At 61.3% G+C, this 26,631-nt stretch carries 18 protein-coding genes and 1 pseudogene; 10 read left to right on the top strand and 9 right to left on the bottom strand.

Translation table 11 applies throughout. The features are described 5' to 3' along the window. Positions 1-126: 126 nt before the first annotated feature. Entirely contained in the window at positions 127-1,650 is a 1,524-nt protein-coding gene (locus tag AC19YR_RS13135) for a fumarate hydratase (RefSeq protein WP_500598752.1), read from the bottom strand. Between the two features lie 434 nt (positions 1,651-2,084). Between AC19YR_RS13135 and AC19YR_RS13130 the strand changes: the two genes are divergently transcribed. Further along, positions 2,085-3,191, top strand: coding sequence for a GGDEF domain-containing protein (locus tag AC19YR_RS13130; RefSeq protein WP_095106559.1), 1,107 nt, complete (start codon positions 2,085-2,087; stop codon positions 3,189-3,191). Beyond that, positions 3,184-4,116 (top strand): iron-sulfur-binding ferredoxin reductase, encoded by a 933-nt coding sequence (locus AC19YR_RS13125; protein ID WP_500598749.1) that lies wholly within the window; start codon positions 3,184-3,186, stop codon positions 4,114-4,116. The genes AC19YR_RS13130 and AC19YR_RS13125 overlap by 8 nt, the downstream gene beginning before the upstream one ends. A 170-nt stretch (positions 4,117-4,286) precedes the next feature. Here the strand turns inward: AC19YR_RS13125 and pyk are convergent, their stop codons facing one another. After that, on the bottom strand, positions 4,287-5,738 hold the full coding sequence (pyk, locus tag AC19YR_RS13120; protein ID WP_095106564.1) for a pyruvate kinase: 1,452 nt from the start codon (positions 5,736-5,738) through the stop codon (positions 4,287-4,289). A 148-nt stretch (positions 5,739-5,886) separates the two neighbouring features. Here pyk and AC19YR_RS13115 point away from each other — a divergent pair, with 148 nt between their 5' ends. Together AC19YR_RS13115 and AC19YR_RS13110 are read left to right on the top strand one after the other, a co-directional pair. Next, entirely contained in the window at positions 5,887-6,261 is a 375-nt protein-coding gene (locus tag AC19YR_RS13115) for a tetratricopeptide repeat protein (protein ID WP_500598747.1), read from the top strand. A gap of 232 nt (positions 6,262-6,493) precedes the next feature. Next, positions 6,494-6,853, top strand: coding sequence for a PilZ domain-containing protein (locus AC19YR_RS13110; protein WP_095106568.1), 360 nt, complete (start codon positions 6,494-6,496; stop codon positions 6,851-6,853). 45 nt (positions 6,854-6,898) lie between these two features. Here AC19YR_RS13110 and AC19YR_RS13105 read toward each other — a convergent pair whose 3' ends face one another. Then, complete coding sequence (locus AC19YR_RS13105) at positions 6,899-7,165, bottom strand: DUF6124 family protein (protein ID WP_500598745.1); 267 nt, start codon at positions 7,163-7,165, stop codon at positions 6,899-6,901. 549 nt (positions 7,166-7,714) lie between these two features. Between AC19YR_RS13105 and AC19YR_RS13100 the strand changes: the two genes are divergently transcribed. Continuing rightward, positions 7,715-12,826, top strand: coding sequence for an Ig-like domain-containing protein (locus AC19YR_RS13100; RefSeq protein ID WP_500598743.1), 5,112 nt, complete (start codon positions 7,715-7,717; stop codon positions 12,824-12,826). A gap of 106 nt (positions 12,827-12,932) precedes the next feature. After that, on the top strand, positions 12,933-14,360 hold the full coding sequence (gene sbcB, locus AC19YR_RS13095) for an exodeoxyribonuclease I (protein ID WP_095106576.1): 1,428 nt from the start codon (positions 12,933-12,935) through the stop codon (positions 14,358-14,360). A gap of 87 nt (positions 14,361-14,447) precedes the next feature. On the opposite strand, the gene mvaT is transcribed toward sbcB, so the two are convergent. Continuing rightward, positions 14,448-14,825, bottom strand: coding sequence for a histone-like nucleoid-structuring protein MvaT (gene mvaT, locus AC19YR_RS13090; RefSeq protein WP_095106578.1), 378 nt, complete (start codon positions 14,823-14,825; stop codon positions 14,448-14,450). Positions 14,826-15,151: 326 nt separating this feature from the next. Here mvaT and purU point away from each other — a divergent pair, with 326 nt between their 5' ends. Continuing rightward, positions 15,152-16,000 carry a formyltetrahydrofolate deformylase gene (gene purU, locus AC19YR_RS13085; RefSeq protein WP_095106580.1) on the top strand — a complete coding sequence of 283 codons (849 nt, stop codon included), beginning with the start codon at positions 15,152-15,154 and terminating at the stop codon, positions 15,998-16,000. 91 nt (positions 16,001-16,091) lie between these two features. On the opposite strand, the gene gpgD is transcribed toward purU, so the two are convergent. The 4 genes and pseudogenes from gpgD to AC19YR_RS13065 form a co-directional block, all read right to left on the bottom strand. Beyond that, positions 16,092-16,928 carry an N-acetylglucosaminyl phosphatidylglycerol deacetylase gene (gene gpgD / locus AC19YR_RS13080; protein WP_500598742.1) on the bottom strand — a complete coding sequence of 279 codons (837 nt, stop codon included), beginning with the start codon at positions 16,926-16,928 and terminating at the stop codon, positions 16,092-16,094. After that, on the bottom strand, positions 16,921-18,042 hold the full coding sequence (gpgS, locus tag AC19YR_RS13075; protein WP_500598789.1) for an N-acetylglucosaminyl phosphatidylglycerol synthase: 1,122 nt from the start codon (positions 18,040-18,042) through the stop codon (positions 16,921-16,923). Before gpgS ends, gpgD begins: the two co-directional genes overlap by 8 nt. Before the next feature lie 123 nt (positions 18,043-18,165). Next, positions 18,166-18,930: a methyl-accepting chemotaxis protein gene (locus tag AC19YR_RS13070; RefSeq protein ID WP_500598787.1), complete on the bottom strand. Its 765-nt coding sequence runs from the start codon at positions 18,928-18,930 to the stop codon at positions 18,166-18,168. Positions 18,931-19,023: 93 nt separating this feature from the next. Beyond that, positions 19,024-20,055, bottom strand: a pseudogene (locus tag AC19YR_RS13065) (HAMP domain-containing protein); the annotation flags it as partial. A 194-nt stretch (positions 20,056-20,249) separates the two neighbouring features. Here AC19YR_RS13065 and AC19YR_RS13060 point away from each other — a divergent pair. Next, a complete protein-coding gene (locus AC19YR_RS13060) occupies positions 20,250-21,737 on the top strand; it encodes a helicase HerA-like domain-containing protein (protein ID WP_095107024.1) in 1,488 nt (495 codons plus the stop codon). 32 nt (positions 21,738-21,769) lie between these two features. Here the strand turns inward: AC19YR_RS13060 and AC19YR_RS13055 are convergent, their stop codons facing one another. Further along, a complete protein-coding gene (locus AC19YR_RS13055) occupies positions 21,770-22,225 on the bottom strand; it encodes a DUF721 domain-containing protein (protein ID WP_095106588.1) in 456 nt (151 codons plus the stop codon). Positions 22,226-22,530: 305 nt separating this feature from the next. Here AC19YR_RS13055 and secA point away from each other — a divergent pair, with 305 nt between their 5' ends. Further along, positions 22,531-25,266: a preprotein translocase subunit SecA gene (secA, locus tag AC19YR_RS13050; RefSeq protein WP_095106590.1), complete on the top strand. Its 2,736-nt coding sequence runs from the start codon at positions 22,531-22,533 to the stop codon at positions 25,264-25,266. Between the two features lie 136 nt (positions 25,267-25,402). Beyond that, positions 25,403-26,620, top strand: coding sequence for a bifunctional glutamate N-acetyltransferase/amino-acid acetyltransferase ArgJ (gene argJ, locus AC19YR_RS13045; protein WP_500598739.1), 1,218 nt, complete (start codon positions 25,403-25,405; stop codon positions 26,618-26,620). Positions 26,621-26,631 lie beyond the last annotated feature (11 nt).

Raw genomic sequence — 26,631 nt, 5'->3', positions numbered from 1 at the left:
GTTTTTTAGACCGAATGGGGTTTAGTGGCGGGTTGTTTATTGCCGATTGAACTGCGTGCCAGCGAGGCAAAAAAAAGGCGAGCGGGTTACCCCGTTCGCCTTTTCATTGACCCGTGGGCGAGGTGCTTAGTGCACTTCTACCGCCAGGCTTTCACTGATTTTCTGTTGCCAGATGGCCGGGCCGGTGATGTGCACCGACTCGCCCTTGCTGTCCACGGCCACAGTGACCGGCATGTCCTTGACGTCGAACTCGTAGATCGCCTCCATGCCCAGCTCGGCGAACGCGACCACGCGGGATTTCTTGATGGCTTGCGCCACCAGGTAGGCCGCGCCACCCACGGCCATCAGGTACACGGCCTTGTGGTCCTTGATCGCCTCGATGGCGGTCGGGCCGCGCTCGGACTTGCCGATCATGCCCAACAGGCCGGTTTGTTCGAGGATCTGGCGGGTGAATTTGTCCATCCGCGTGGCGGTGGTCGGGCCGGCTGGGCCAACCACTTCTTCGCGCACCGGGTCGACCGGGCCGACGTAGTAGATGAAGCGGCCCTTGAGGTCCACCGGCAGGGTTTCACCCTTGTTCAGCATCTCGACCATGCGCTTGTGCGCGGCGTCGCGGCCGGTGAGCATCTTGCCGTTGAGCAATACGGTTTCGCCCGGCTTCCAGCTCTGCACGTCCTCTGGGGTGAGGGTGTCGAGGTTGACGCGGCGCGCCGATGGACCGGCCTCCCAGACGATCTCGGGGTAGGCTTCCAGGGGCGGCGCCTCCAGGGCGGCCGGGCCGGAACCGTCGAGCACGAAGTGGGCGTGACGGGTGGCGGCGCAGTTAGGGATCATGCACACCGGCAGGGACGCGGCGTGGGTCGGGTAGTCCATGATCTTCACGTCGAGCACGGTGGTCAGGCCACCCAGGCCTTGGGCGCCGATGCCCAGTCGGTTGACCTTCTCGAACAGCTCCAGGCGCATTTCTTCGATGCGGTTGGACGGGCCACGCTTAATCAGCTCGTGGATGTCGATGGACTCCATCAACACCTGCTTGGCCATCACTGCGGCTTTTTCGGCGGTGCCGCCGATGCCGATGCCCAGCATGCCCGGCGGGCACCAGCCGGCGCCCATGGTCGGCACGGTCTTGAGTACCCAGTCGACGATCGAGTCGGACGGGTTGAGCATGGCCATCTTCGATTTGTTCTCGGAGCCGCCGCCCTTGGCTGCCACGTCCACTTCCACGGTGTTACCCGGGACGATGGAGTAGTGGATGACCGCCGGGGTGTTGTCCTTGGTGTTTTTGCGGGCACCGGCCGGGTCGGCCAGGATGGAGGCGCGCAGGACGTTCTCCGGCAGGTTGTAGGCGCGGCGCACGCCTTCGTTAATCATGTCGTCCAGGCCCATGGTGGCGCCGTCCCAGCGCACGTCCATGCCCACGCGCACGAACACGGTGACGATACCGGTGTCCTGGCAGATCGGGCGGTGGCCGGTGGCGCACATACGCGAGTTAATCAGGATCTGGGCCATGGAATCGCGCGCGGCGGGCGACTCTTCGCGCAGGTAGGCCTCGTGCATGGCCTGGATGAAATCCACGGGGTGGTAGTAGGAAATGAACTGTAGGGCGTCGGCAACGCTCTGGATCAGGTCGTCTTGCTTAATCACGGTCATGAGTCGCGCTCCTCTATAAAGACGGGAACATTTAATAAGGTGGGGCCGGTTGGGTGGCGCTGGTCGCCGACCCCACCTTTGAAGCCACGCCGCTGTGGCAGGCGCGACGCTAAAAAGGCGCGGCAGTATACCCCGCCCCGTGCCCGGGCACACCCGCGGGGCGATAGACCATGGTCGCGGGCGTAGCGGCTGCGTGGGAGCGGTGGTGTGGGTGGGAGTTTCTTTTTCCTCTGTGGGAGCGAGCCTGCTCGCGAGGGAGGCACTCAGTGGCGGTGACGAATAAGGGTAAGACAGTTGCTCCCACAGCGCAGGGATGGGCCCACAGCCGTCGCGCTAAAAATTGAATAGTCATTTGTGGGCCGCATCTCTAAAGTGGCGCATGGCTTGTAGGGTAGGAAACCCGTTCAGCATCCTTTCGCACGGTGAGTCAAAGATTGACCCATAACGTCATCCAAAGCCTGTTGCTCAAGCGTTTCACCCTCGCGGCGGGCACCTATGGGCTGGCATTGCTCCTGCTCTGGCTGGCGTTGCTCAGCGGCCATTTCAAAGCATCCGTGTTCGGCGCCGCCCTGGGCAGCGGCTTGGTGGTGCTCAGCCAGGGCGTATTGCTGGCGCTGTTTCTGACCGGGCGCAACCTGCGCCTGCGCGACCCCAGCCTGACCGAAGTGCAGATTCTGCTGGGCCTGGCCTGGCAAACCTGGCTGATCGCCCACCTGGACAGTGCCCGCGGCGCTTTTTTGGTGTTCTACGTACTGATCCTGCTGTTTGGCCTCTTTCACCTGTCGCGCAAGGCCTTTGTGCGTTGCGCGGCGCTGGTGTTCGTCAGTTTTAGCGCCGTTAACCTGTGGGAGGGCTACCAGTTCCAGCTCCAAGACCCACTGCTCGCCGCGCTCCAGGTGTGCGTGCTGTTTGTCGTGTTGGCCTGGCTGTGCCTGTACGCCAGCTATGTGCAGGCCTCACGGGCGCGCATGCGCCAGCGCCGGTTTGCCCTACAAGCCCACCAGGACACCCTGCGCGGCATGATGCGCCAGCTTGAAGACCTGGTGGCCACCGACGAACTGACCGGGCTGTTCAACCGCCGCCACTTCCTGCGCCTGGCCTCCCGCGAGCTGCACACCCTGAGCCACGGCCAGGTGCATGGCCTGGCGCTGATCGACCTGGACCACTTCAAACGCATCAACGACGTCCACGGCCATGCCGCCGGCGATCAGGTGCTGCAAGCCTTCGCCGCCGTGGCCGGGGCCTGCCTGCGCGAGGGCGACGTACTGGCCCGTTATGGCGGCGAAGAATTCGTCCTGCTGTTACCCGCTTGCGATGCGCAGCGCCTGACCGCGTGCTGCGAACGCCTGCGCATCGCCTTTACCGACGTGCAATTGATCGGCCTGCATATTCACGACCTCAGCCTGTCGGCCGGCATGACGCTGCTGGAATTGGGCGACGACCTCGACGACGCCCTGCACCGCGCCGACCAGGCCCTGTACCGGGCCAAGCGCGACGGGCGTAACCGTTGCGCGGCGGCCTGGGAGAGCGTCGATGCCTGAGCTGCGCGTGGGCGAGCGGCGCTGGAGCGTGGCGCCGGGCAGCAACCTACTCGACGCCCTCAACAGCGCCGGGGTGAACGTGCCTTATAGCTGCCGCGCCGGCAGTTGCCACGCCTGCCTGGTGCAGTGCGTGGGCGAGGTCAACGACCGCCGCCCCGACGCCTTGAGCCCCGAGCAGCGCCAGCAGGGCTGGCGCCTGGCCTGCCAGTGCGCAGTGTTGGGCGACCTTCACGTCAGCGCCTTCGACCCGCTCAAGGACGGCTTGCCCGCGCGGGTCGAGGCCCTCGATTGGCTCAGCGCCCATGTGTTGCGCCTGCGCCTGCGCCCCGAGCGGCCCTTGCGCTACCGTGCCGGCCAGCACCTGGTGCTATGGGCCGGGCAGGTGGCGCGGCCTTATTCCCTGGCCAGCCTGCCGGGCGAAGATGACTTTCTGGAGTTTCACCTCGATTGCCACTTACCCGGGCAATTTTGCGATGCCGCCCGGCGTTTGCAGGTGGGCGAGCCGATTCGGCTGGGTGAACTACGCGGCGGCGCGTTGCACTACGACCCCGACTGGCAGGCCCGGCCCCTGTGGCTGCTGGCAGCGGGCACCGGGCTGGCGCCGCTGTTCGGTGTGCTGCGCGAGGCCTTGCGCCACGACCACCAGGGGCCGATCCGCGTTATTCACCTGGCCCATGATGAGCAGGAGCACTACCTGGCCAAGCCCCTGGCGGCATTGGCGGCCCATCACGCCCACCTGACGATCGACCTGCTCACCGCCGCCCAGGCGCCTGCGGCCCTGAGCCAACTGCGCGTGCCCTCGCGCCAGACCCAGGCCCTGCTGTGCGGCGCCCCCGACAGCGTCGAAGCCTTCGCCAAACGCCTGTACCTGGCCGGGCTGCCGCGCAACCAACTGCTGGCGGATGTGTTCTTGCCCCACGGGTAGGTACGCCAGGGCAGGCCCCATCGCGAGCGGGCTCGCTCCCACAGAATGTCGACGACCCGTTGTGGGAGCGAGCCTGCCGTGCGATGGCGGTGGCCCAGGCAATGCACATGCCCATGCAAAAAGCCCCGGCACTTGCATGCCGGGGCTTTTGGGGTGTTGCGGGGCTGGGCTTAGACCATTTTGTCGCCAACGTGCAGGATTTTCATGCCGTTGGTGCCGCCAATGGTGTGGTAGCTGTCGCCCTTGGTCAGGATCACCCAGTCGCCTTTTGCCACGACGCCCAGCTTGAGCAGTTCGTCGATGGCCGCTTGGCTCACTTGCTCGGGCGGCAGCGAGGCCGGGTCGAACGGTACGGTGTACACGCCGCGGAACATCGCCGCGCGGGCCTGGGTTTCACGGTGCGGGGAGAACGCGTAGATCGGCACCGACGAACGGATGCGCGACATGATGAGCGGCGTGTAGCCACTTTCGGTCAGGGCGATGATCGCCTTCACGCCCGGGAAGTGGTTGGCGGTGTACATCGCCGCCAGCGCGATGCTCTGGTCGCAGGTCTCGAACACCTGGCCGATGCGGTGGCTGGAGGTTTTGCTGGTGGGGTGCTTTTCCGCGCCCACGCAAATGCGCGCCATGGCTTGTACCGCTTCGAGCGGGTAGAGGCCGGCGGCGCTTTCGGCCGAGAGCATCACGGCGTCGGTGTAGTCGAGCACGGCGTTGGCCACGTCGGACACTTCGGCGCGGGTCGGCATCGGGTTCTGGATCATCGACTCCATCATCTGGGTCGCCACGATCACCGCTTTATTGTGGCGGCGGGCGTGCAGGATGATTTTCTTCTGGATACCCACCAGCTCGGCGTCGCCGATTTCCACGCCCAGGTCGCCACGGGCCACCATGACCGCGTCGGAGGCCTTGATGAGGCCGTCCAGGGTTTCATCGTTGGCCACCGCTTCGGCGCGTTCGATCTTGGCCACCAGCCAGGCTGTGCCGCCGGCTTCGTCGCGCAGTTGGCGGGCGTATTCCATGTCGGCTGCATCGCGCGGGAACGACACCGCCAGGTAGTCCACTTCCATCTCGGCGGCGAGCTTGATGTCGGCCTTGTCTTTTTCGGTCAGGGCCGGGGCGGTCAGGCCGCCACCGCGACGGTTGATGCCTTTGTGGTCCGACAGCGGGCCGCCGATGGTCACGGTGCAGTGCAGCTCGGTGGCCGTGGCGGTATCGACGCGCATCACCACGCGGCCGTCGTCGAGCAGCAACTCATCGCCTACGCCGCAGTCCTTGACCAGGTCCGGGTAGTCGATGCCGACCACTTGCTGGTTGCCTTCGGTCAGCGGGTGGCTGGTGGAGAAGGTGAACAGGTCACCGATTTTCAGCTCGATTTTCTTGTTGGCGAACTTGGCGATGCGGATTTTCGGGCCTTGCAGGTCACCCAGCAGGGCGACGAAGCGGCCGTGCTTGGCGGCCAGTTCACGCACCAGGCGCGCGCGGGCCTTGTGCTCGTCGGGCGTGCCGTGGGAGAAGTTCAGCCGGGCAACGTCCAGGCCTGCCAGGATCAGTTGTTCGAGCACTTCTGGCGAGTTACTGGCAGGGCCAAGGGTGGCGACGATTTTGGTACGACGAACAGACATGCACAGACTCCTGAGTTCAAGGGCCCGGCAAGGCTACTCCGCTGCAAAGCTGTAGTCATTGTTCGCATGCACTACCTTATGGCTTTGATGCCGAACTGAAGAAATCCGCCAAGGGGCCGATACAGGCCACAAGACAGGAGAACCTTTTATGCGATTCGTGCTTATGGCCGCCCTGGCCCTCAGCGTTGTGGGCTGCACCCGTTGGTCGATGGACCACCATTTGAACAGCGCCTACCGCGCCTACGAGCGTGGTAACTGCGACCAGGTGATGTTGGAGTTGTCCAAGGTCGAGCGCGAAAGCCGTACCCGCCGCTACGTGCAGCCGGAAGTGTCGCTGCTGCGCGGCCAATGCCTGGAACGCCAGAAACTGTTCGTCGACGCCGTGCAGACCTACCAGTTCATCATCAGCCAGTACCCGGCCAGCGAATACGCCTACCGCGCCCGTGCGCGCCTGGAGACATTGCAAAGCCTGGGCCACTACCCGACCCGCAGCGCGGCGGCCGTTCGCCCGACTGCCTTTTGATGCTGAGCATCATTTAATAGCTGGCCGTCAGCCAGCTTTGCGCTAGTCTTCGATATCAGGGTGTTTAGAGTGTCAACCCTAAAACCCGATCCTACTTGGGAGCGGCAGCAGTCAGCGCAGGGCCCTGGGCCGCGGGCGCACCACGACCGAGGAGAGCACGCCGGCCAGCACGGGCGCGTTCCGAAGCATTAGTGTGGCCATGCTTAATGGCCTTTGTAGGGCGAGCCTGCGTATGTTCACTAACCGCCGGATTGAGCGGCATCAACTGCCGTATTTCCTCAAGGTTTTCAACAGCATCACCGACAAACCCATTGGCTACCTGGGCAACGTCTCCGAAGACGGCCTGATGCTCATCAGCCAGATCCCCATCATGACCGACGCCGACTTCTCCCTGCGCCTCAAGGTTCCTGACAGCGAAGGCGCGCTCCAGGTCATCGATCTTCAGGCCCGCTGCCAGTGGAGCCATGAAGACGCCACGCCAATGCACTACGACGCCGGTTTTGTGGTGCTCAACGCCGCCCCCGAGTACCTGCAACTGGTGCGGGCCCTGCGTTGCTACTTCAGCTTTCGCTCCTTGTCGGAATCGGCCTAGGGGCCCTTCAGTGCCGCTTGCCCGCTGGCGGCAGGGCCAGCGCGGTTAGGAGCCCAGCGCGGGTTCCTGGTCCAGGGCTTTCTCCAGCAACAACCCGCCCAACTCCATCAGGCTGTAGATCGCCAGTGCCAGGTTGCGCTGGCGCCCGTCCAGGTCGTCGGACAAATCCAGGGTCAGGGCGCTGGCCGAGGTCAGGGTTTCAAAGGCATGGGCCAGTAAGGCCTGGGGGTTGATATCCGCCGCTACCGCAAACAGTTTCGCCCCCGCAGGGCGGCGTGGCGTGTCGGTGGGCGTTAGCAGGTAATAGTCCAACGCCCGGTTGGCGGCGTCGTGCAGTTTGTGCGGGTGCAGGTCGTCGTAGGGCGAGACTTCGGGGGGGGCTGGGGGTGATCTTGAACATGCTTTCGATTCCTTGAGTGGGCTGCCACCGCTTCGCTACTAAACGAAGGGTGGCGGCTGTACGCAGGTTAGTAGACCGGGGAATCGAAGAAGCCGGCGCGCCGAAGCGCCCTGCGCACAGCCACCATCAAGTACAGGCGTAATGCCTGATTGCTTGCAGGTGTTGAGTGTCTTCAATTACCAAGGGCTACTAAACCCGGCCGCTGATGGGCAGCGACAGGGGCGAACATTAGCCACGACAACCCAGGCACTCAAGCGAGCGGATTCTGGGGGATCTGTAGATTCTGGCGCAAGGTGGCGTAGGCGGTGTAGGTGTTGAGGCGGGGCTAATAGGGCAGCACACGGACGGGGCGCGGGCGCTATGCCGTTGGTCGGAACTGTCAGATCTTACAGGTAGTTGAGAGGTTGATGAGGTGTTAGAGCTATACAGCAACTTCTATCGATTTGATTGGGTGCGCAGTTATGAATACTGAAAATAATATTCCGACTACTCCATTGGCAGTTCCCCAAGATGTATTCCCCCAATCAAATGCCACGTTGCCTTCGTATTTTAATGTTAAAGCTAGGGCGGAATCGTTAAGTGCCCACAGATGGGAGCTGGAATTTTTTGATTTGCAAGATTCGGTGCGTTTTATATTCGATTCAGCATCACCCTGGCTGTCGGCTTGGATAGAAGTCCCACCAGGAGAATATGATTATTTCAGGATTCGTTACTTTGCGTCGGCGGGCGCCAGTGACTGGGCGTATATGAGAAATATTAAAATAATTATAGATAAGCCGAGTGTCATGTTTCCCGAGGAGAATGAAGTACTTGAAGTGGGGACTATTTTTTATGGGTATGCCTATCCAGGCTCAAGAATTTCGGTAAGTATGCCTGGAGGCGGAGAAGTTGCAAGTGCTAGGACTAACGATGAGGGGGCATGGGATTCAACGCCACTGCCTGCGCAGTATGGCCCCGGGTCACATGAACTTCATGTGGCGGCTATCTATAATGGTCAAATTTCGGCGTGGGTATTTAGAAAGTTCAAACTCAGGCCGCCAGGGCTGACCATTTTGGATTTCTCATCAGATGTTTATCCAGATCAGACTCTGGTGGTTTCCGGAGTCTACCAAGGTTTGGCAACGGTGAAAATTTTTGATGGTAATAATCGTGAGGTGCCTGGAAGTATTACAGGGACCGGGGCTTTTCGCACATTTACGCCGAATATTCCGTGGGCACTCGGTAGTCACTCAGTCAAGGCGGTGCAAATTATCGCCAACCTGGAATCCACCCCAAGTAATATCAAGGCGTTCTGGGTGCGTATTCCTAAACCTCATATTTTTTCTCCCGCAGAAGAGGGCACGGTTAATCTTCTACCGGTTTTCTCAGGGAACAACGGTTGGGCTGGACTTGGCTCAAGAGTTTCAGTTCAACAGGAGGGCGGACATGAATGGGCGAATGCTGTGCCGCTTTCATCAGGCAATTGGATGACGCAGCCGTTACCCGCGGATTTTATAGCGGGTACCCACACTCTCTATGTCCGTATTGATAAAGGGGCAGAGCATTCGGATTATGTCGTTCGCACCTTTCATATCAGGCCGCCAAGACTCGTTTTATCTACGCCCGAATGTTCGTGTCTGCCTGGGCTTACCCTTAATCTGACAGGGCTTTATTTGGACGGTAATGATCTAACCCTGGCAGTGTTTGATAATTACGGAAAAGAAATACCGGGTTCTTTTTCTGGAGGTGGCACAACCAGGATATTTACGCCTGCTGTACCGTGGCCGATAGGTGAAAATATCGTTTACGCGACTCAAGTTTCGGGCGGGGTGAGTTCATTGCCCAGTGACCCGATTACTTTTTTTATCATTATTCCTTCACCTGAAGTATTAACGCCTGGGGAGGAGGGGATAGTCGATCTCGGCTCGATTTTCTCCGGGCGCAATGCGTATGTGGCGGCGATGTCGAGAGTGTCGATCAGAAATTCCACCAACCATGTTGAACAAGCCTGGGCTACACCATTGGTAGACGGTCGCTGGACTTCGACACCACTCTCATTGGCATCGAATCCTGGCCAATACATCGTTTATGTGGTGGTGGAAGTCGGTACGCAAAGCTCAGCAAAGGTCTTTCGCCGTTTTAGTGTCAGGCCACCTAAACCAGTAATCATTGCCCCCAGTGCTCCTGTGTTTCCCGAGCAAACACTGGTCATTACAGGCGTGTATACAGGCCAGGTTTCATTAAAGGTATTTACCAGCGCTGGTATTGAAATACTCGGAAGTTTTACAGGGGCTTCAGGAAGCAGGACTTTTACGCCGAGCACCGCTTGGTTGCCCGGTAGCAATGCGGTCAAGGTTGTACAGAGTGTTGCGGGAGTGGAATCACTGCCCAGCGATGTTCGCACGTTCATTGTCAGTATTGCGGCGCCGGAAATTCTCGAACCCCTAGAAGATGGAGTAGTTGATATTGGTTCATCGTTTTCCGGGCGAAAGGGCTATGCAGGTGTCGGTTCAAAGGTGACATTGCAAGAGTCTGGCGGTTATGAGCGGGCGACCGCTGAAGCGGCTCTCGATGGAAGTTGGACTTCAACGCCGTTACCCTCGAGCTTAGTTCCTGGGAGCTACACGCTGTATGTGCGTGTAGATAAAGCAGGCATGCCTAGTTCTGCGTATGTTGCTAGGTCTTTCAGAATACGCCCGCCAAAGTTGACGATCACTGCGTTAGAAAGTGTAATTTTGCCAGACTCGTCACTTCAGGTGGCGGGGGTTTTTGCTGGCTCGACAGAGCTAAAAGTCCTCAAGGAGCAAGATGTTGTTGTACCAGGCGATTTTTTGGGAAGTGGAGCAGTTCGAACATTTAAGCCGGAGCTACCTTGGGCTCAAGGTGAAAATAGAGTTCAGGCGGTACAGGTTTCTGGTGGAGTGGAATCACTGGCAAGTGACGAGTGTGTCTTTCAGGTAGATGGCAGAACACCAGTTATCCAAGTGCCAGCAGAAAATGAAGTTGTTGATATGGAATCTCCCGTTTCCGGTACTGACGGGGTGCCAGGGTACAAGGTTGTTCTCTACCTGGAAGGAAATCCTGATCAATGGCGCAACACAACAGCCGATCAGTGGGGCGGCTGGGAGATACCCAGTTTAAGGTTGGGTGCCGGCGAGTTTGGTATAAGTGTTCGTAATATTTTGGGTGATCTGGAACTGCCTTTGAGCCCGGTTCGGTATTTCAAGTTTAGACCGTTGGTTCCGCAGATTACTTTCCCCGAGCAAGGCGCTGGAGTTGAGTTGGGTGCAGCTGTGGCCGGAGTCAGGGGGCATCCTGGAGGTAAGGTTGCTGTTCAGGATGCGCGTAATAATCTGACCTTGAGAGAGGCCGTGGTGAACCAGGATGGAACGTGGAGCACTTCATCATTGAATTTCGATGCAGGTGAGTATGAAGTTCAGGCGCTTAGTATTTACAACGGCATTGAGTCCGCGCTGAGCAATTCACTTGGATTTTCAATAAAGCCTGCTGCACCTAACATTATTGCGCCGACTGGCGATGTTACTCCCGACGTGATTTTGGAGATCTCCGGGGTGCATGCTTTTGCTTCAAGGCTGGAGATGTTCGATAGTGAAAATGTACCTGTACCAGGCGTTTTTACTGTAGAGGGGGCAATAAGGAAGTTTACTCCTTTAACCCCATGGGCTGAGGGCGAGCATAGGGTCAAGGTTGTTCAAGTTGTCAATACGGTCACCTCGGATCCAAGTGAATTGTGTACTTTTTTAGTGAAGGCAAAAATTAGCCCCCCCGTGATTGTTTTTCCTGTGAGGGGGGGTGAGTCATCTTCCAGCCCGGAAATTAAAGGCAGTCACGCGCATCCGTATGCCGATGTTCACGTGCGCCATGTTGAAACTAAGGACCAACTGTTCCACGGCCCGGCCGACGCGGATGGCAACTGGTCATTTGTGGTTACGGACCATTTCCCTCTGGGCCATCACGCTCTGGAGACCATGCAACTGGACCGTGGCAGTACTTCCGAGTGGAGCGCGCCGCACCCCTTCGAGGTGGTTCGCACTGCGGTTGGGCTGCCTGATATCAATCGGCCAAGGCCCAATCAGAACATTTACCCTGTGTTTGTCCAAGGTAGAGGTACGCCTCAGGCAACGGTGAACTTGCGACTCAAGCAGGCGGGTGTCCTCGTGGCCAGCTCAAGCGTGCGTGTATCGACTTCACAAAGCTGGAGTTGGGCTCCTGGAGCTGGATTGCTGCCGGGCAGCTACACGGTCGAGGGCCAACAGGTCTATGGCGCGAATGAATCAGGATGGACGGTACCTGCGGTGTCTTTCAACTTGGTGGCCCCCACGATCCGGTTTGCCGAGGCCGCCCCGGTGATCGGGCATCCGGTAGTGGAAAACGGCGAGTGGGTGTTACTGCGTACCCGGGTCGTGGATACCCTTACGTCGCAGCCGGTGGTTGGGCAGCCAGTGGACTGGCGCGAGGACAACGACCAGCCTCTTGGTACGACGGTGACTGACCAGGATGGTTGGGCCAGTTATCGTTATGTGCCGGTGAATGCCGAGTCGCATTGGGTGGTGGCGACTATCACCCACCCGGATAATCCGTTGACAAGGTTTGTTCAGCCATTTGAGATCCATCCGGATCAACGTAATCCCTGGTTACGTGAGTTCACCCTGTACCTCAACGATGAGCCCGTGGACTTTGCGGCGGAGGGCGTCGTGTTGCGTTCGGGCAGGTCCTATCAGTTGAAGCTTGTGGTGCGCCCAGGCAGCCCGCTGATCGAGCAGACCTCCGTGGCCCTGGAGGATGAGCAAAATGCCGAGTTCCTGGGCATTGAGGCGTCGCCGGCCCTAGGCAGTGAGCTGTTAATCACAGCGCAGCCGTTGGTATGGTCGGTTGCGGTCGAGGGGGTGGAAAGCGGCTATTTCGGCTTGAAATTAAGCTCTCCAAAACTGCCGGACTGGGTGCTGCCTGGGCGAGTTATCGGGACGAACCTGGCGGGTGATGTGACGTTGGCGCTGGATGAGGTGATCGCCCTGAAGTTCGGCAGTACGGGTTACCCCTGCCATGGCGTCGAGCACCGGTTGATGCTGCACCCTACAACGGGCAGCGCCTTGCTGGGCCAGACGGTGATACTCCACTGGTCGGGTGAAAGTGAGCAAGCGCTGGGGATTGCCTTGCTGCCGCGCCCCGGCCAGGCATTTGTGTTGGGCGAGGAGGGCATAACCTGGCAGTTGGACTGTCGCAACAGCATTAAAGACGGGGTGTTTTCATTGCGCCTGGAGGTGCCGCAGTTGGGTATCAGCTCGGCCGAGCTACAAATGGAGCTGGGGCATAACAAGGTCTACGTCAGCAAGCACACTGGGCCGACTCAGGTTAATCCGCCTTGGGGCTATTGGGTGATTGGCATTGAGGTCAGATCATTCTTTACCAAGCAGTTGGCGGCGGGGGCTCGCATTAAAGTTACGCGTGAGGGGCAGCCACCCACCTACGAGCGTGCGAATGCTCAAGGGCAGGTTTCGGTCAGCTACCCGCAGGGGTCATCGGCGGAGCTGTCGCCCGATAACAGATACGACGGTAAGTACGAGGCGCCATAGCGGCCCATCCGTTTTTTCCACACCAGGTGACGTGCCAGCCTGAGGGCTGGCCGCCACCCCCCACGAGCGCCTAGACTTTGCCGGTCTTTTGCACAGGAACGCGCCCGTGACTTCGATTTTTTGGTACGACTACGAAACCACCGGCATCAACCCCCGTTGTGACCGCCCGCTGCAAGTAGCGGGCATTCGCACCGATGCCCAGCTCAATGAAATCGGCGCGCCGGTCAACCTCTATTGCCGCCCCAGTGCCGACATCCTGCCGCACCCGATGGCCAGCCTGATTACCGGCATCACCCCCCAGCGCTTGGCCGAGCAGGGCCTGGATGAGGCGGATTTCATCACCCGCGTACACGCCGAACTGGCAACGCCCGGTACCTGTGGTGCGGGCTACAACACCCTGCGTTTCGACGATGAGGTGACGCGCTACAGCCTGTACCGCAATTTCTTCGACCCCTACGCGCGGGAATGGCAGGGCGGCAATAGCCGTTGGGACTTGATCGACGTGGTGCGTACCGCCTACGCCCTGCGCCCACAGGGTATCGAGTGGCCTCAGGAGGACGGCCAGGTGACCCTCAAGCTCGAACGCCTGACGGCCGCCAATGGCATCGACCATGGCCAGGCCCACGATGCCCTGTCGGATGTACGCGCTACCATCGCCCTGGCCCGGCTGATCCGCGACAAGCAACCGCGCCTGTATGAGTGGCTGTTCCAGCTGCGCAGCAAGCACAAGGTTATGGAGCAGATCACCCTGTTGGAGCCGATGGTGCATATCTCCGGGCGGTTTTCGGCGGCGCGCCATTATGTGGGCGTGGTCCTGCCCCTGGCCTGGCACCCGCGTAACCGCAACGCGCTGATTGTCTGCGACCTGCACCTGGACCCCCAGGGTTTGCTGGAGCTGGATGCCGAGACCTTGCGCCAGCGCCTCTACACCCGCCGCGAGGATCTGGCCGAAGGCGAGTTGCCGGTGCCGTTGAAGCTGATTCACATCAACCGCTGCCCGGTGGTGGCACCGCTGAAGGTAGTGCGCGGTGACGATCAACAGCGCCTGCAACTGGACATGGCGCTTTATCAGGCCCGGGCGCAACAGCTAAGTGCGGCGCAAGAACAGTGGCTAGATAAACTCCAGGCCATTTATGCCCACGAGGATTTCACCCCCAGCGAGGACCCGGAACAACAGTTGTATGACGGTTTCCTGGGGGACCGTGATCGGCGTTTATGTGAGCAAGTGCGCACCGCCGACCCCGCGCTATTAGGCAAACAACAATGGCCGTTCGATGATGAGCGTTTGCCAGAATTATTATTCCGCTACCGGGCGCGTAACTTTCCCCAAACCCTCAATGATGAGGAGCAAGAGCGTTGGCGAATATTCTGTCAGCAGCGTTTGTCAGTCCCGCAGATGGGCGCGCCCAATACCTTGCAGGCCTTTAACGACGCTACCGTGCAATGCCTGGAAACTGCCACGCCGGCGCAACGCCAGGTGCTGGAACAATGGCAGGCATATGCCCGCGCATTGGGTGAGGCTTTTAATCTTTGAACCCCGCGCACTAAATCACAGGCATAAAAAAACGCCAGTCACCTGGCGTTTTTTATCGTCGCAGAGCACCTGCGCCGGGGGTGTGGCTTAGCCCAGCAGGGTAGCCCAACCTTCTACAACATCACCGCCCCACTTGGCTTTCCACTCTTTCAGAGTCTTGTGGTTGCCACCTTTGGTTTCAATGACTTCGCCATTGTGCGGGTTTTTATATTGTTTAACCTTGCGCGCACGTTTGGTGCCGGTAGTTTTCACGGCGCCGCGTGGGGTCTTGGCGGTTTTGGATTCTGGGTCCAGCAGCGCAATGATGTCGCGCAGGGATTTGGAGTATTCGCCCATCAGGGTGCGCAATTTGCCTTCAAATTCCAGCTCGGTTTGCAGTTTGTCGTCTTGGGACAGATTCTTCAAACGGGCCTGCAGCTCTTTGATGGCTTCTTCGGTGGCGCGATATTCGTTAATCAGGGACATGAGGATTACCTTATGTTGGGCGCTGGATGATAAGTGCGGTGGCGCAATAATAGTCAGGCAGTTTGACCAAGTAAACATTTAACCGGGTTTTTATTTAATTTAATTAGATCGCTTAGTCAAAACTGCGCTAATGCCAGAGTTAAGTAGCAGGCCCGGCTGTTGCCAATAGCGCAGGCAACCGCACGGGCCCCTCTGCCTGGCCGCACCTGCCCCAGGCTGGTCGGGGGCGACGATTGGCCCGCGAAGAAGAGCTGTCATCAATACTGCAGTTTTGCCGCGCAATCGCTAGAATGGCGGCCTTTGCGAAGTTCTGGAGTCTCCCCCTAATGCGCACTTTTCGTCTGGTGATTGCTTGCCCGGACCGCGTCGGCATCGTTGCTAAAGTCAGTAACTTTCTGGCGTCCCATAACGGTTGGATCACTGAAGCGAGCCATCACTCGGACAACCTCAGCGGTTGGTTCTTCATGCGTCACGAGATTCGTGCCGACTCCTTGCCCTTCGGTATCGAGGCCTTGCGCGAGGAATTCGCGCCCATCGCCCAAGAGTTCTCGATGAACTGGCGCATCACCGACACCGCGCAGAAAAAACGCGTGGTGCTGATGGCCAGCCGCGAGTCCCATTGCCTGGCGGACTTGCTGCACCGCTGGCACAGCGATGAACTCGATTGCGAGATTTCCTGCGTGATCTCCAACCACAATGACCTGCGCAGCATGGTCGAGTGGCACGGCATCCCGTACTACCACGTGCCGGTCGACCCGCAGAACAAACAGCCGGCGTTCGCCGAAGTCTCGCGCCTGGTCAAACAGCACGAGGCCGAAGTGGTGGTGCTGGCACGCTACATGCAAATCCTGCCGCCGGACCTGTGCAGCGAGTACGCCCACAAAGTCATCAACATCCATCACAGCTTTCTGCCCTCGTTCGTCGGCGCCAAGCCGTACCACCAGGCTTCGATGCGCGGCGTGAAGTTGATTGGTGCCACGTGCCACTACGTCACCGAAGAGCTGGACGCCGGGCCGATCATCGAGCAAGACGTGGTGCGCGTGAGCCACAGCGACAGCATCGAGGACATGGTGCGTTTTGGCCGTGACGTCGAGAAGATGGTGCTGGCCCGAGGCCTGCGTTATCACCTGGAAGACCGCGTGTTGGTGCACGGCAACAAGACCGTGGTGTTCTGATACCCACCCTGGAGGTGTTTGCGATGGCCGACCCGCTGGACAAAGCCACCTCCCAGGCCCCGGCGACCCTGGGCGAGGGTTGCCTGAGCCGTTACGACCCCGACGACCTGAGCCCGGAGGATGGCACCGAGTTTCCCGGTGCCGCCGAACTCTGGGACCAGCTCAAGCCCGACGCCGAGGCCCCTGCCTCCTGAGCCGCCAGCCACCCGGCCTTGGTCATGGGCCGGCGACCTTCTTCCAGCAATTGCCCCAGGGTGTCGAGCCAATAGCGGCGCGACCGCCCATGGCGCATGTCCACCGGGTGCAGCCCCAGGCGAATCACCGGCTCCTGGCGCCAGCGCTGGCGCCGTTGTTCGCACACCCAGTGCGAAACGCTTCGGCGCCAGGCACTGCGGGCACTCCACACCAGCCCCGGGGCGGCCACGGCGGTGAAATCCGGTAAGCGGTACAGGTGCTGCATGTCGCTGGTGTAGCGCAGCGGTAATCGTCGCAACGCCTGGCGCGTGCCTGCGCTCATCAACCACGCCGGGGCGACGAAGCCCTGCACCGGCCAGCGGTAGCGCTCGAACAGCTCCAGGCCACGGTGCAGGCGCGTCAGGGCCGCGGCCTCGGATAACCGATAAAACTCGCCTTCGTGGGTATACACCCGGCGCATGAACCAATCCCGTGGACCGCTTGGCGGCGGGCCGTCGTCGGCGTGGAAGTAGCCATGCAGGGCCAGTTCGTCGCCGCGCGCCAGGCGTTGCTCGAGCAGGCTGCGCAACGCGGGGTGGGCGTCGAGGGGCGCGCGGTGGTGAAAGTGCGGCACCACCAGCCAGGTCATGGGGATGTTGCCCAGGGCATCGACGGCTTGCACCAGGGGTTGGTAGTCGGCCCAGGTGTGTGGCGCCACATCGTGCAGCACCAGCAACAGGCTGCGTTCAGCCATGGGCGCGCAGCGGGGCCTGGCCGGCGACTACGGCCCGGTAGTGGTGCAGCAGGCTATCGACCACCCTGTCCCAGGAGTATTGCTGTTCGACGTGGCGCCGCGCCTGCCGCCCCAGCCGTTTAGGGTCGTGGCGCAGCAGTTCGGCCACGGCGCTGGCCATGGCTCGCGGGTCGCCGGGGGCGCAGAGCAGGCCGCACTCGGGGGTGACGATTTCGCTGAACGCCCCGGCCGCCACCGCAACCACCGGCAGGCCGCAGGCCATGGCTTCGAGCAGCACCAGGCCGAAGGTTTCCTGGTCGCCGGCATGCAGCAGCGCATCGGCGCTGGCCATCAGGCGTGCCACTTGGGCGGCGGGGCAGAATTGATCGACCACGGTGACGTTGTCCGGCACCGCCGTGGGCATGGATGAGCCCACCAGCAGCAGGTGATAGCGCTCCCCCAGGTGCTGCATGCAACGCAGTAACACCGGCAGGTTTTTCTCCTTGGCGCCGCGCCCGGCGAAAATCAACAGGTGGGTGTCGGCGGCGATGCCCAACTCGGCCCGCAGGCCCGGGTCGCGGGCGGCGGGGGTGAAGGTGTGCAGATCCACGCCCAGGGGTTGGACGTGGACGTTGCGCACCCGTAAGCGCATGAGTTTGTCGGCGATCACCTGGCTGGGGGCCAGCACCCGGTCGAAATGGCCGTAGAGCCTGCGCACGTAGGCTTCGACATTGGGCGTGCACCAGGTGCCCATGCGGTTACTGGCCAACAGGGGCAGGTCGGAGTGGTAGAAACCGATGACCGGCACGTCCCACTGGCGCCGCGCGTCGAGGGCCGCCCATGCGGTCAGGTAGGGGTCGCCGACTTCAATCAGGTCGGGCTGCAAACGGCGCAACGCCTTGCACCACGGCGCCAGGCGCACCGGGAAGCGGTAGCCCTTGCCGAAGGGCACGGCTGGGCTGGCGACGGTGTGGACGCCATCGTGCTCGCCACTGCGCGCGCCGGGTATCAGCAGGCTGTGGCGAATGCCTGGGTGAGTGCCCAGGCGATGGTGCTTGGCATCCAGGTAAGTGCGCACGCCGCCGCTGGCCGGGGCGTAGAACATGGTGATGTCGGCGATGTGCACGGTGCGTATCCCTCCCGTCGAGCCTGATGTTCAGGGTTGACCTTGATGAAGGATAGTTGTTCGGTTGGATGTAGGCGGTGAGCGCCCCTGACGTAGGCAAAGGCCTGGTCAGGGGGCTTGAGGGGCGTCAGGTCAGATGCGGAAGCTGCCGACCAGGTGCTTGAGGCGGGCGGCTTGCTGTTCCAGGTCGGAACAGGCGCGCAGGGTGGCTTGCAGGTTTTCCACGCCCTCTTGGTTGAGGGTGTTGATTTCGGTGATATCGACGTTGATCGACTCGACCACGGCGGTTTGCTCTTCGGTGGCGGTGGCCACCGATTGGTTCATGCCGTCGATCTCGCCGATGCGCTGGGTCACGCTGGTGAGGCGTTCGCCGGCCTGGTTGGCGATTTCCACGCTGTCCTGGCTGTGGCGCTGGCTTTCACTCATGGTGCTGACCGACTCGCGGGCGCCCACTTGCAGCTCTTCGATCATGGTTTGCACCTGTTGCGCCGACTCCTGAGTGCGGTGCGCCAGGTTACGCACTTCGTCGGCCACCACCGCGAACCCGCGCCCGGCCTCACCGGCCCGTGCCGCCTCGATAGCGGCGTTGAGCGCCAGCAGGTTGGTCTGCTGGGAAATGCTGGTGATGACTTCCAGGATCTGCCCGATGTTTACGGTTTTGCTGTTAAGCGACTCGATATTGCTGCTGGAGGCGCTGAGCATCACCGACAACTGGTTCATCGCCGCGATGCTGCGGTCTACCACCTGCTGGCCATCGGTGGCCAGGCTGCGTGCCTCGCTGGAGTGTTGGGAGGCGAGGGCAGCGTTCTGGGCGATTTCCTGGGCGGCGGCGCCCAATTGATTGATGGCGGCCGCGACGCTGCTGGTGCGCGAAGACTGCTGGCCGGAGTTGAACATCGACGAGTTGGAGGCACTGACTACCCGCAACACCACCTCGTTGACGTGCTCGGTGGCCGAGGACACTTCGCGGATAGACGTATGAATACGCTGCACGAAGTGGTTGAACGCGGTGCCCAGGGTGCCGAATTCGTCGTGGCTGTGGATGTTCAGGCGGCGGGTCAGGTCGCCTTCACCGTCGGCAATGTCCTGCATGGCGCGGGTCATCACGTGCAGCGGTTGCAGCAGGATGCGGATCAGCATGCCCAGCAGGGCGATGATGATGACCACTGCGATCACCGTGGCAATGATGGCCGAGGTGCGGAACTTGCTGAGCATGGCGAAGGCTTTGCCTTTGTCCACGGACAGGCCGATGTACCAGTTGACCGAGGGCAGGCCCTTGATCGGGGTGAACGAGACGATGCGCGTGACGCCGTCGAGTTCCACTTCGCTGAAGCCGCCGCCGATACGCGGCGCGTTGTGGGGGAACACGTCGCTCAGGCTTTTCATCACCAGGGCTTTATTGGGGTGGACGAGGATCTTGCCGTCGCTGCTGACCAAAAAGGCGTAGCCCATACCGCCAAAATCCAGGGCGTTAATGGTCTCGACCAGGGTTTGCAGGCTCAGGTCGCCGCCGACCACACCCACGCTTTGCCCGGCCTTTTTCGAGGCGCTGGCCACCGAAATAATCAACTGCTGGGTGGCGGCATCGATATAGGGTTCGGTCAGTGTGGAGCCGCTGCTGGCCTCGGCACCTTTGTACCAGGGGCGCACACGGGGGTCGAAACCGTCGGGCATCTTCGCGTCGGGGCGGATGGTGAAGCTGCCGCTGGCATCGCCCAGGTAGGACGCCATGAAGGTGGACGACAGGGCTTTTTGTTCCAGCAGGCTAGCAACGGCGGCAGGCTCGGGGTTGATGGCAATGTTCTGGGCCAGGTTTTCCACCAGCAGGATGCGCCCGCTCAACCAGGTCTGGATGTTGCCGGCGGTGACCTCGCCCATTTCGTGCAGATAGTCATCCAGGTCGCTGCGGATCGCGTTGCGCTGTAAATAGTCGTTGTACAGCGTGAAGGAGGCGAAGGCAGCAATGACGATGAGGGCGGCGGCAAGCAGGATTTTATGGCTGAAACGCAGATTTTTGTTCATCACTTGGGGTGTCCGCTAAGGTCTTAATGTCCGGGGCGTGCAATGGCAAAAGCACGCAAAATGGCCAGCATTGAAAATAAGCTGATACTTCCACCGCTCCTTAGGGAATTATCTGACGTTAATTTCAGTCTTTTCCGGTCTCTCGCTACTCTCTATCGACCGTTCAGAGCCAAAGCTTAACCATGGGTGACAAAATGCCTGATTCATCGCAACTCGTTATCGGTGCCGACCTCACAGGGCAGCCCATTGCCCAGGCCATGCGCTTGGCCAACCGCCACGGGCTAATCGCGGGGGCGACCGGCACCGGCAAGACCGTGACCCTGCAACGCCTGGCCGAAGCCTTCAGCGACGCGGGCGTGGCGGTGTTCGCCGCCGACATCAAGGGCGACCTGTGCGGCCTCGGCGCCGCCGGCAACCCCCAGGGCAAAGTGGCCGAGCGCATCGCCGGCATGCCGTGGCTCAACCATGCGCCGGCGGCCTACCCGGTGACCCTGTGGGACATCCACGGCAAGAGCGGTCATCCGTTACGCACCACCTTGAGTGAAATGGGCCCATTGCTGCTGGGCAGCCTGCTGGAACTGACTGACAGCCAGCAGTCGGCGCTCTACGCCGCGTTCAAGGTGGCGGACCGCGAAGGCCTGTTGTTGCTGGACCTCAAGGACCTCAAGGCGCTGCTCAACCATTTGCGCGACAACCCGCAGTTGCTGGGCGACGACAGTGCATTGATGACCACCGGCTCCAGCCAGGCACTGATGCGCCGTTTATCGAGCCTGGAGCAACAGGGCGCCGAGGCGTTGTTCGGCGAACCGGCGCTGCAACTGCAAGACATCCTCGCGCCGGCCAGCGACGGCCGCGGGCGCATTCATTTGCTCGATGCCAGCCGCTTGGTGCACGAAGCGCCGAAGGTTTACGCGACCTTCCTGCTGTGGCTGCTGGCGGAGCTGTTCGAGCAATTGCCCGAACGCGGCGACAGCGAAAAGCCGTTGCTGGCGCTGTTTTTCGACGAGGCGCACTTGCTGTTCGCCGGCACCCCCAAAGCCTTGCAGGAGCGCTTGGAGCAAGTGGTGCGGCTGATCCGTTCCAAGGGTGTAGGGGTGTACTTCGTCACCCAGTCGCCGGGCGACCTGCCCGATGACGTGTTGGCGCAGTTGGGTTTGCGCATCCAGCACGGCTTGCGTGCCTTCACCGCCAAGGAGCAGAAGTCCCTGCGGGCGGTGGCCGAAGGTTTCAGGCCCAACCCGGCGTTCGATGCTTTGGCGGTGCTGACCGAGTTGGGCACCGGCGAGGCGCTGGTGGGCACCCTGCAAGAAAAGGGCACGCCGGGGATGGTCCAGCGAGTGTTGGTGGCGCCGCCGCAGTCGCGCATCGGGCCGTTGACCGAGGCCGAGCGCGGCGCCTTGATCGCCGCCTCGCCGTTGCAGGGGCGCTACGACAAACCCATCGACCGCGAGTCGGCCTATGAAGTGTTGATGAACCGCAAGGGCCTGGGGCCGCAAGAGGACGCGGCGCCCGGTACGGCTGACGCCGCGCAGCCGAGTTTTGTCGACCGTGCCGGGGAGTTCTTGGGTACGCCGACCGGGCGGGCGCTCAAATCCATGGTGGGGCAGATGGCCAACCAGATGGGCCGCCAATTGGTGCGCGGCTTGATGGGGTCGCTGCTGGGCGGGAGCAAGCGCAAGTAAAGAGGGGCGACACGCGAGCAGGCCCGCCGCCCTTACACCTTGGGTTTGGCGTGGGCTGCCAGCCGCTCCAGCGCGGCGCGCAGGTTCGGGTCGCTGATGCCATCGGCCGTGGCCTGGATGGTCTCGGCTGCGGCGCAGGACAAATCCAGGGTGTGGCCGGCAGCGCCTTGCTGCACGGTGGGCGGCTGCACCTTGAACAGAATGCGCGTCAGGCTGGCGAACTCATCGAAGGCCAGCAATTGGCGCTGCAAGCGTTTTTGCTGGTAGCGCAACCGGGTGGCCCAATGCCCGTCGGTGACGATCAACAGCAGGCTGCCTTCGCGCCAGGACGCCACGTGGCAATGCTCGCGGGCGGCCGGTTGCAATTGGCTTTCCACCAGGCGCTGCAAATGGGCCAGGCGTTGGGCGTGGTTGAAAATGGCTTTTAATGGCTTGGCTTCACGCAGCAGGACGGCGGGTGCCCGGGCGGTGAGGGGGCGAAATGCCATGACTGGACACCTGGAGTAACAGAGCGGCCATGGTAGCAGAAACAGCCTGTGGCACCCTGGCCCATTGCGCGGGGCAAGCTTTGCCCATTAAATCAATGACTAACTAATGCCCCGCGCGGGTTGAAGTTAAACAAAACGCCCTTATTTTAAGTGAGCCCCGTCACAGCGCTGTGCCAGCATCGTGGAATAACGCCACTTTCCTCACCACCGTTTCCGGGTAGAATGCTCGTTCGCGCGGCCATGAGGGCTGCTCGGGCGACTCACGGGGCCGCCCTCCATCCCTATGTGTGGAAGAACCTGCCGATATGTTTGCGCCTTTGTTAAAGAAACTTTTTGGAAGCAAGAATGAGCGTGAAGTCAAACGCATGCTCAAAACGGTGCAGCTGGTCAATGCCTTCGAAGAGCAGATGGTCGCTCTCTCGGACGAGCAATTGCGCGCCAAGACCGAAGAGTTCAAGGCCCGCATAGCCAAAGGTGAGACCCTCGACAAGCTCCTTCCCGAAGCCTTCGCGGTTGCCCGTGAAGCGGGCAAGCGGGTCATGGGCATGCGCCACTTCGATGTCCAGTTGATTGGCGGCATGACCTTGCACGAAGGCATGATCGCGGAAATGCGCACCGGTGAAGGCAAGACGCTCGTCGCCACCCTTGGCGTGTACCTCAACGCTCTGTCCGGCAAGGGCGTGCACGTGGTGACGGTGAACGATTACCTGGCCCGCCGTGACGCCAACTGGATGCGCCCGCTCTATGAGTTCCTCGGCCTGACGGTCGGCGTGGTCACGCCGTTCCAGCCGCCGGAAGAAAAGCGCGCGGCCTACGCCGCCGACATCACCTACGGCACCAACAACGAATTCGGTTTCGACTACCTGCGCGACAACATGGCGTTCAGCATGGAAGAAAAATTCCAGCGCGAACTCAACTTTGCCGTGATCGACGAAGTCGACTCCATCCTCATCGACGAAGCCCGTACCCCGCTGATTATCTCCGGCCAGGCCGAAGACAGTTCCAAGCTCTATATCGAGATCAACAAGTTGATCCCGCAACTGGAGCTGCATGTCGAGGAAGTGGAAGGCGAAGTCACCAAGGCCGGCCACTACACCGTCGACGAGAAGACCCGCCAGGTCGAGCTCAACGAAGCGGGCCACCAGTTCATCGAGGAAATGCTCACCCGCGTCGGCCTGCTGGCTGAAGGCGAGAGCCTGTACTCGGCGCATAACCTGGGCCTGTTGACCCACGTTTATGCCGGCCTGCGTGCGCACACGCTGTTTCACCGCAATATCGAATACATCGTGCAGGAAGGCCAGGTCGTCCTGGTGGACGAACACACTGGCCGCACCATGCCGGGCCGTCGTCTGTCCGAAGGCCTGCACCAGGCCATCGAGGCCAAGGAAAACCTGAACATCCAGGCCGAAAGCCAGACATTGGCCTCGACCACGTTCCAGAACTACTTCCGCCTGTACAACAAGCTCTCCGGCATGACCGGTACGGCCGACACCGAAGCGTTCGAGTTCCACCAGATCTACGGCCTGTCCGTGATGGTGATCCCGCCGAACAAGCCGTTGGCGCGCAAGGACTACAACGACCTGGTGTTCCTGACCGCCGAAGAGAAGTACGCGGCGATCATCAATGACATCAAGGAAGGCATGGCCCAGGGCCGTCCGATCCTGGTGGGCACCGCGACCATCGAGACCTCCGAGCACGTTTCGCGCCTGCTTGAGAAAGAAGGCATCGAGCACAAGGTGCTCAACGCCAAGTTCCACGAGAAGGAAGCGGAAATCATCGCCCAGGCCGGTCGCCCGGGTGCGTTGACCATCGCCACCAACATGGCCGGTCGCGGTACCGACATCCTGCTGGGCGGCAACTGGGAAGTGGAAGTCGCTTCCCTGGAAAACCCTACACCGGAACAGATCGCCCAGATCAAAGCCGATTGGCAGAAGCGCCACCAGCAGGTGCTCGAGTCGGGCGGTTTGCAGGTGATTGCCTCCGAGCGCCACGAATCGCGCCGTATCGACAACCAATTGCGTGGCCGTGCCGGTCGCCAGGGTGATGCCGGTTCCAGCCGTTTCTACCTGTCGCTGGAAGACAGCCTGATGCGCATCTTCGCCTCTGACCGGGTGAAGAACTTCATGAAGGCCCTGGGCATGCAGCCGGGCGAGGCGATCGAGCACCGCATGGTGACCAACGCCATCGAAAAGGCCCAGCGCAAGGTTGAAGGCCGCAACTTCGATATCCGTAAGCAATTGCTGGAGTTCGACGACGTCAACAACGAGCAGCGCAAGGTGATCTACCACATGCGCAACACGCTGTTGGCCGCTGACAACATTGGCGAGACCATCGCCGATTTCCGTCAGGACGTGCTCAACGCCACCGTCAGCGCCCACATCCCGCCGCAATCGCTGCCCGAGCAGTGGGACGTGGCGGGCCTGGAAGCCGCCATCGAAAGCGATTTCGGCGTGAAGCTGCCGATCCAGCAGTGGCTCGACGAAGACGACCACCTCTACGAGGAGACGCTGCGCGAGAAGCTGATGACCGAGCTGCTGGCCGCGTACAACGAGAAAGAAGAGCAGGCGAGCGCCGAGGCACTGCGCACCTTCGAGAAGCAGATCGTGCTGCGTGTGCTCGACGACCTGTGGAAAGACCACCTCTCGACCATGGATCACCTGCGCCACGGCATCCACTTGCGTGGCTATGCGCAGAAGAACCCGAAGCAGGAGTACAAGCGCGAATCCTTCACGCTGTTCTCCGAGCTGCTGGATTCGATCAAGCGCGACTCGATCCGTGTCTTGTCCCACGTCCAGGTTCGCCGCGAAGACCCGATCGAAGAAGAAGCGCGCCTGCGCGAGGAGGCCGAGGCATTGGCCGCCCGCATGCAGTTCCAGCACGACGAAGCCCCAGGCCTCGAAGAGCCGCAAATCCTCGGCGAGGAAGTCGATGTCGCCCTGGCTACCGCGCCGGTGCGCAACGAGCAAAAGCTGGGCCGCAATGAGCTGTGCTACTGCGGTTCGGGCAAGAAGTTCAAGCACTGTCACGGGCAGATCCAGTAAAACCCCGTTTCACAGGCTGATACACCCGCGCCGCGACCGGCTCCTGCCGTCGCGGCGTTTTGCCATTTAACTCACCGTCCCGCCTCCCTCAATCGAGCCGCGACGGCGCTGACAACATTTATTAAGGAGCGCATTCATGGCTGTTGGTCTTGGTCCTTTGCCCACGCTGCACCCGGTGGCCGGTTTTGAACTCGGCATCGCCTCGGCCGGCATCAAACGTGCGGGTCGCAAGGACGTGGTGGTGATGCGCTGCGCCGAAGGTTCTACCGTGGCCGGGGTGTTTACCCTCAACGCCTTTTGCGCCGCGCCGGTGATCCTGGCCAAGCAGCGCGTTCAGGGCCCGGTGCGTTACCTGCTGACCAACACTGGTAACGCCAACGCCGGCACCGGTGAGCCAGGCCTGGCCGCAGCTGCGCGCACCTGCGCGAAACTGGCCGAGCTGACGGGTGTGGACGCCAGCCTGGTGCTGCCGTATTCCACCGGTGTGATTGGCGAGCCGCTGCCAGTGGAGAAGATCGAAGGCGCCTTGCAGGCTGCCCTGGACGACCTGTCCGTGGACAACTGGGCCGCCGCCGCCACCGGCATCATGACCACCGACACCCTGCCCAAGGGCGCGAGCCGGCAGTTCGTGCATGACGGCGTGACCATCACCGTCACCGGCATCAGCAAGGGCGCGGGGATGATCCGCCCGAACATGGCCACCATGCTCGGCTATATCGCCACCGATGCCAAAGTGTCCCGCGAGGTGCTGCAAAACCTGCTGCTGGACGGCGCCAACAAGTCGTTCAACCGCATCACCATCGATGGCGACACCTCGACCAACGACTGCTGCATGCTGATCGCCACCGGCCAGGCTGACCTGCCGGCCATCACCGAGGCCAGCGGCCCGTTGTTCGCGGCCCTCAAGCAAGCGGTGTTCGAGGTGTGCATGGACGTGGCCCAAGCCATCGTGCGCGACGGCGAAGGCGCGACCAAGTTCGTCACCGTCGAAGTCAACGGTGGCGGCACCCACCAGGAATGCCTGGACGTGGGCTACACCGTGGCGCACTCGCCGCTTATCAAGACCGCCCTGTTCGCCAGCGACCCGAACTGGGGGCGCATCCTCGCCGCCGTCGGCCGCGCCGGTGTGGCTGACTTGGACGTGAGCAAGATCGACGTGTTCCTGGGCGAAGTGTGCATCGCCAGCCGTGGCGCCCGCGCCGCGACCTACACCGAAGCCCAGGGCTCGGCGGTGATGCAGCGCGAGGAGATCACCATCCGTATCGAGTTGGGCCGTGGCCAGTGCAGCGAAACCATCTGGACCACCGACCTGTCCCACGAGTACGTGAAAATCAATGCGGAGTACCGCACCTAAGGTGTCCGCAC

This window comes from Pseudomonas sp. MF08817 (assembly GCF_059862705.1).
The sequence above is the reverse complement of the archived record's forward strand: the minus strand, read 5'-3'. Positions and strand labels throughout refer to the sequence as shown.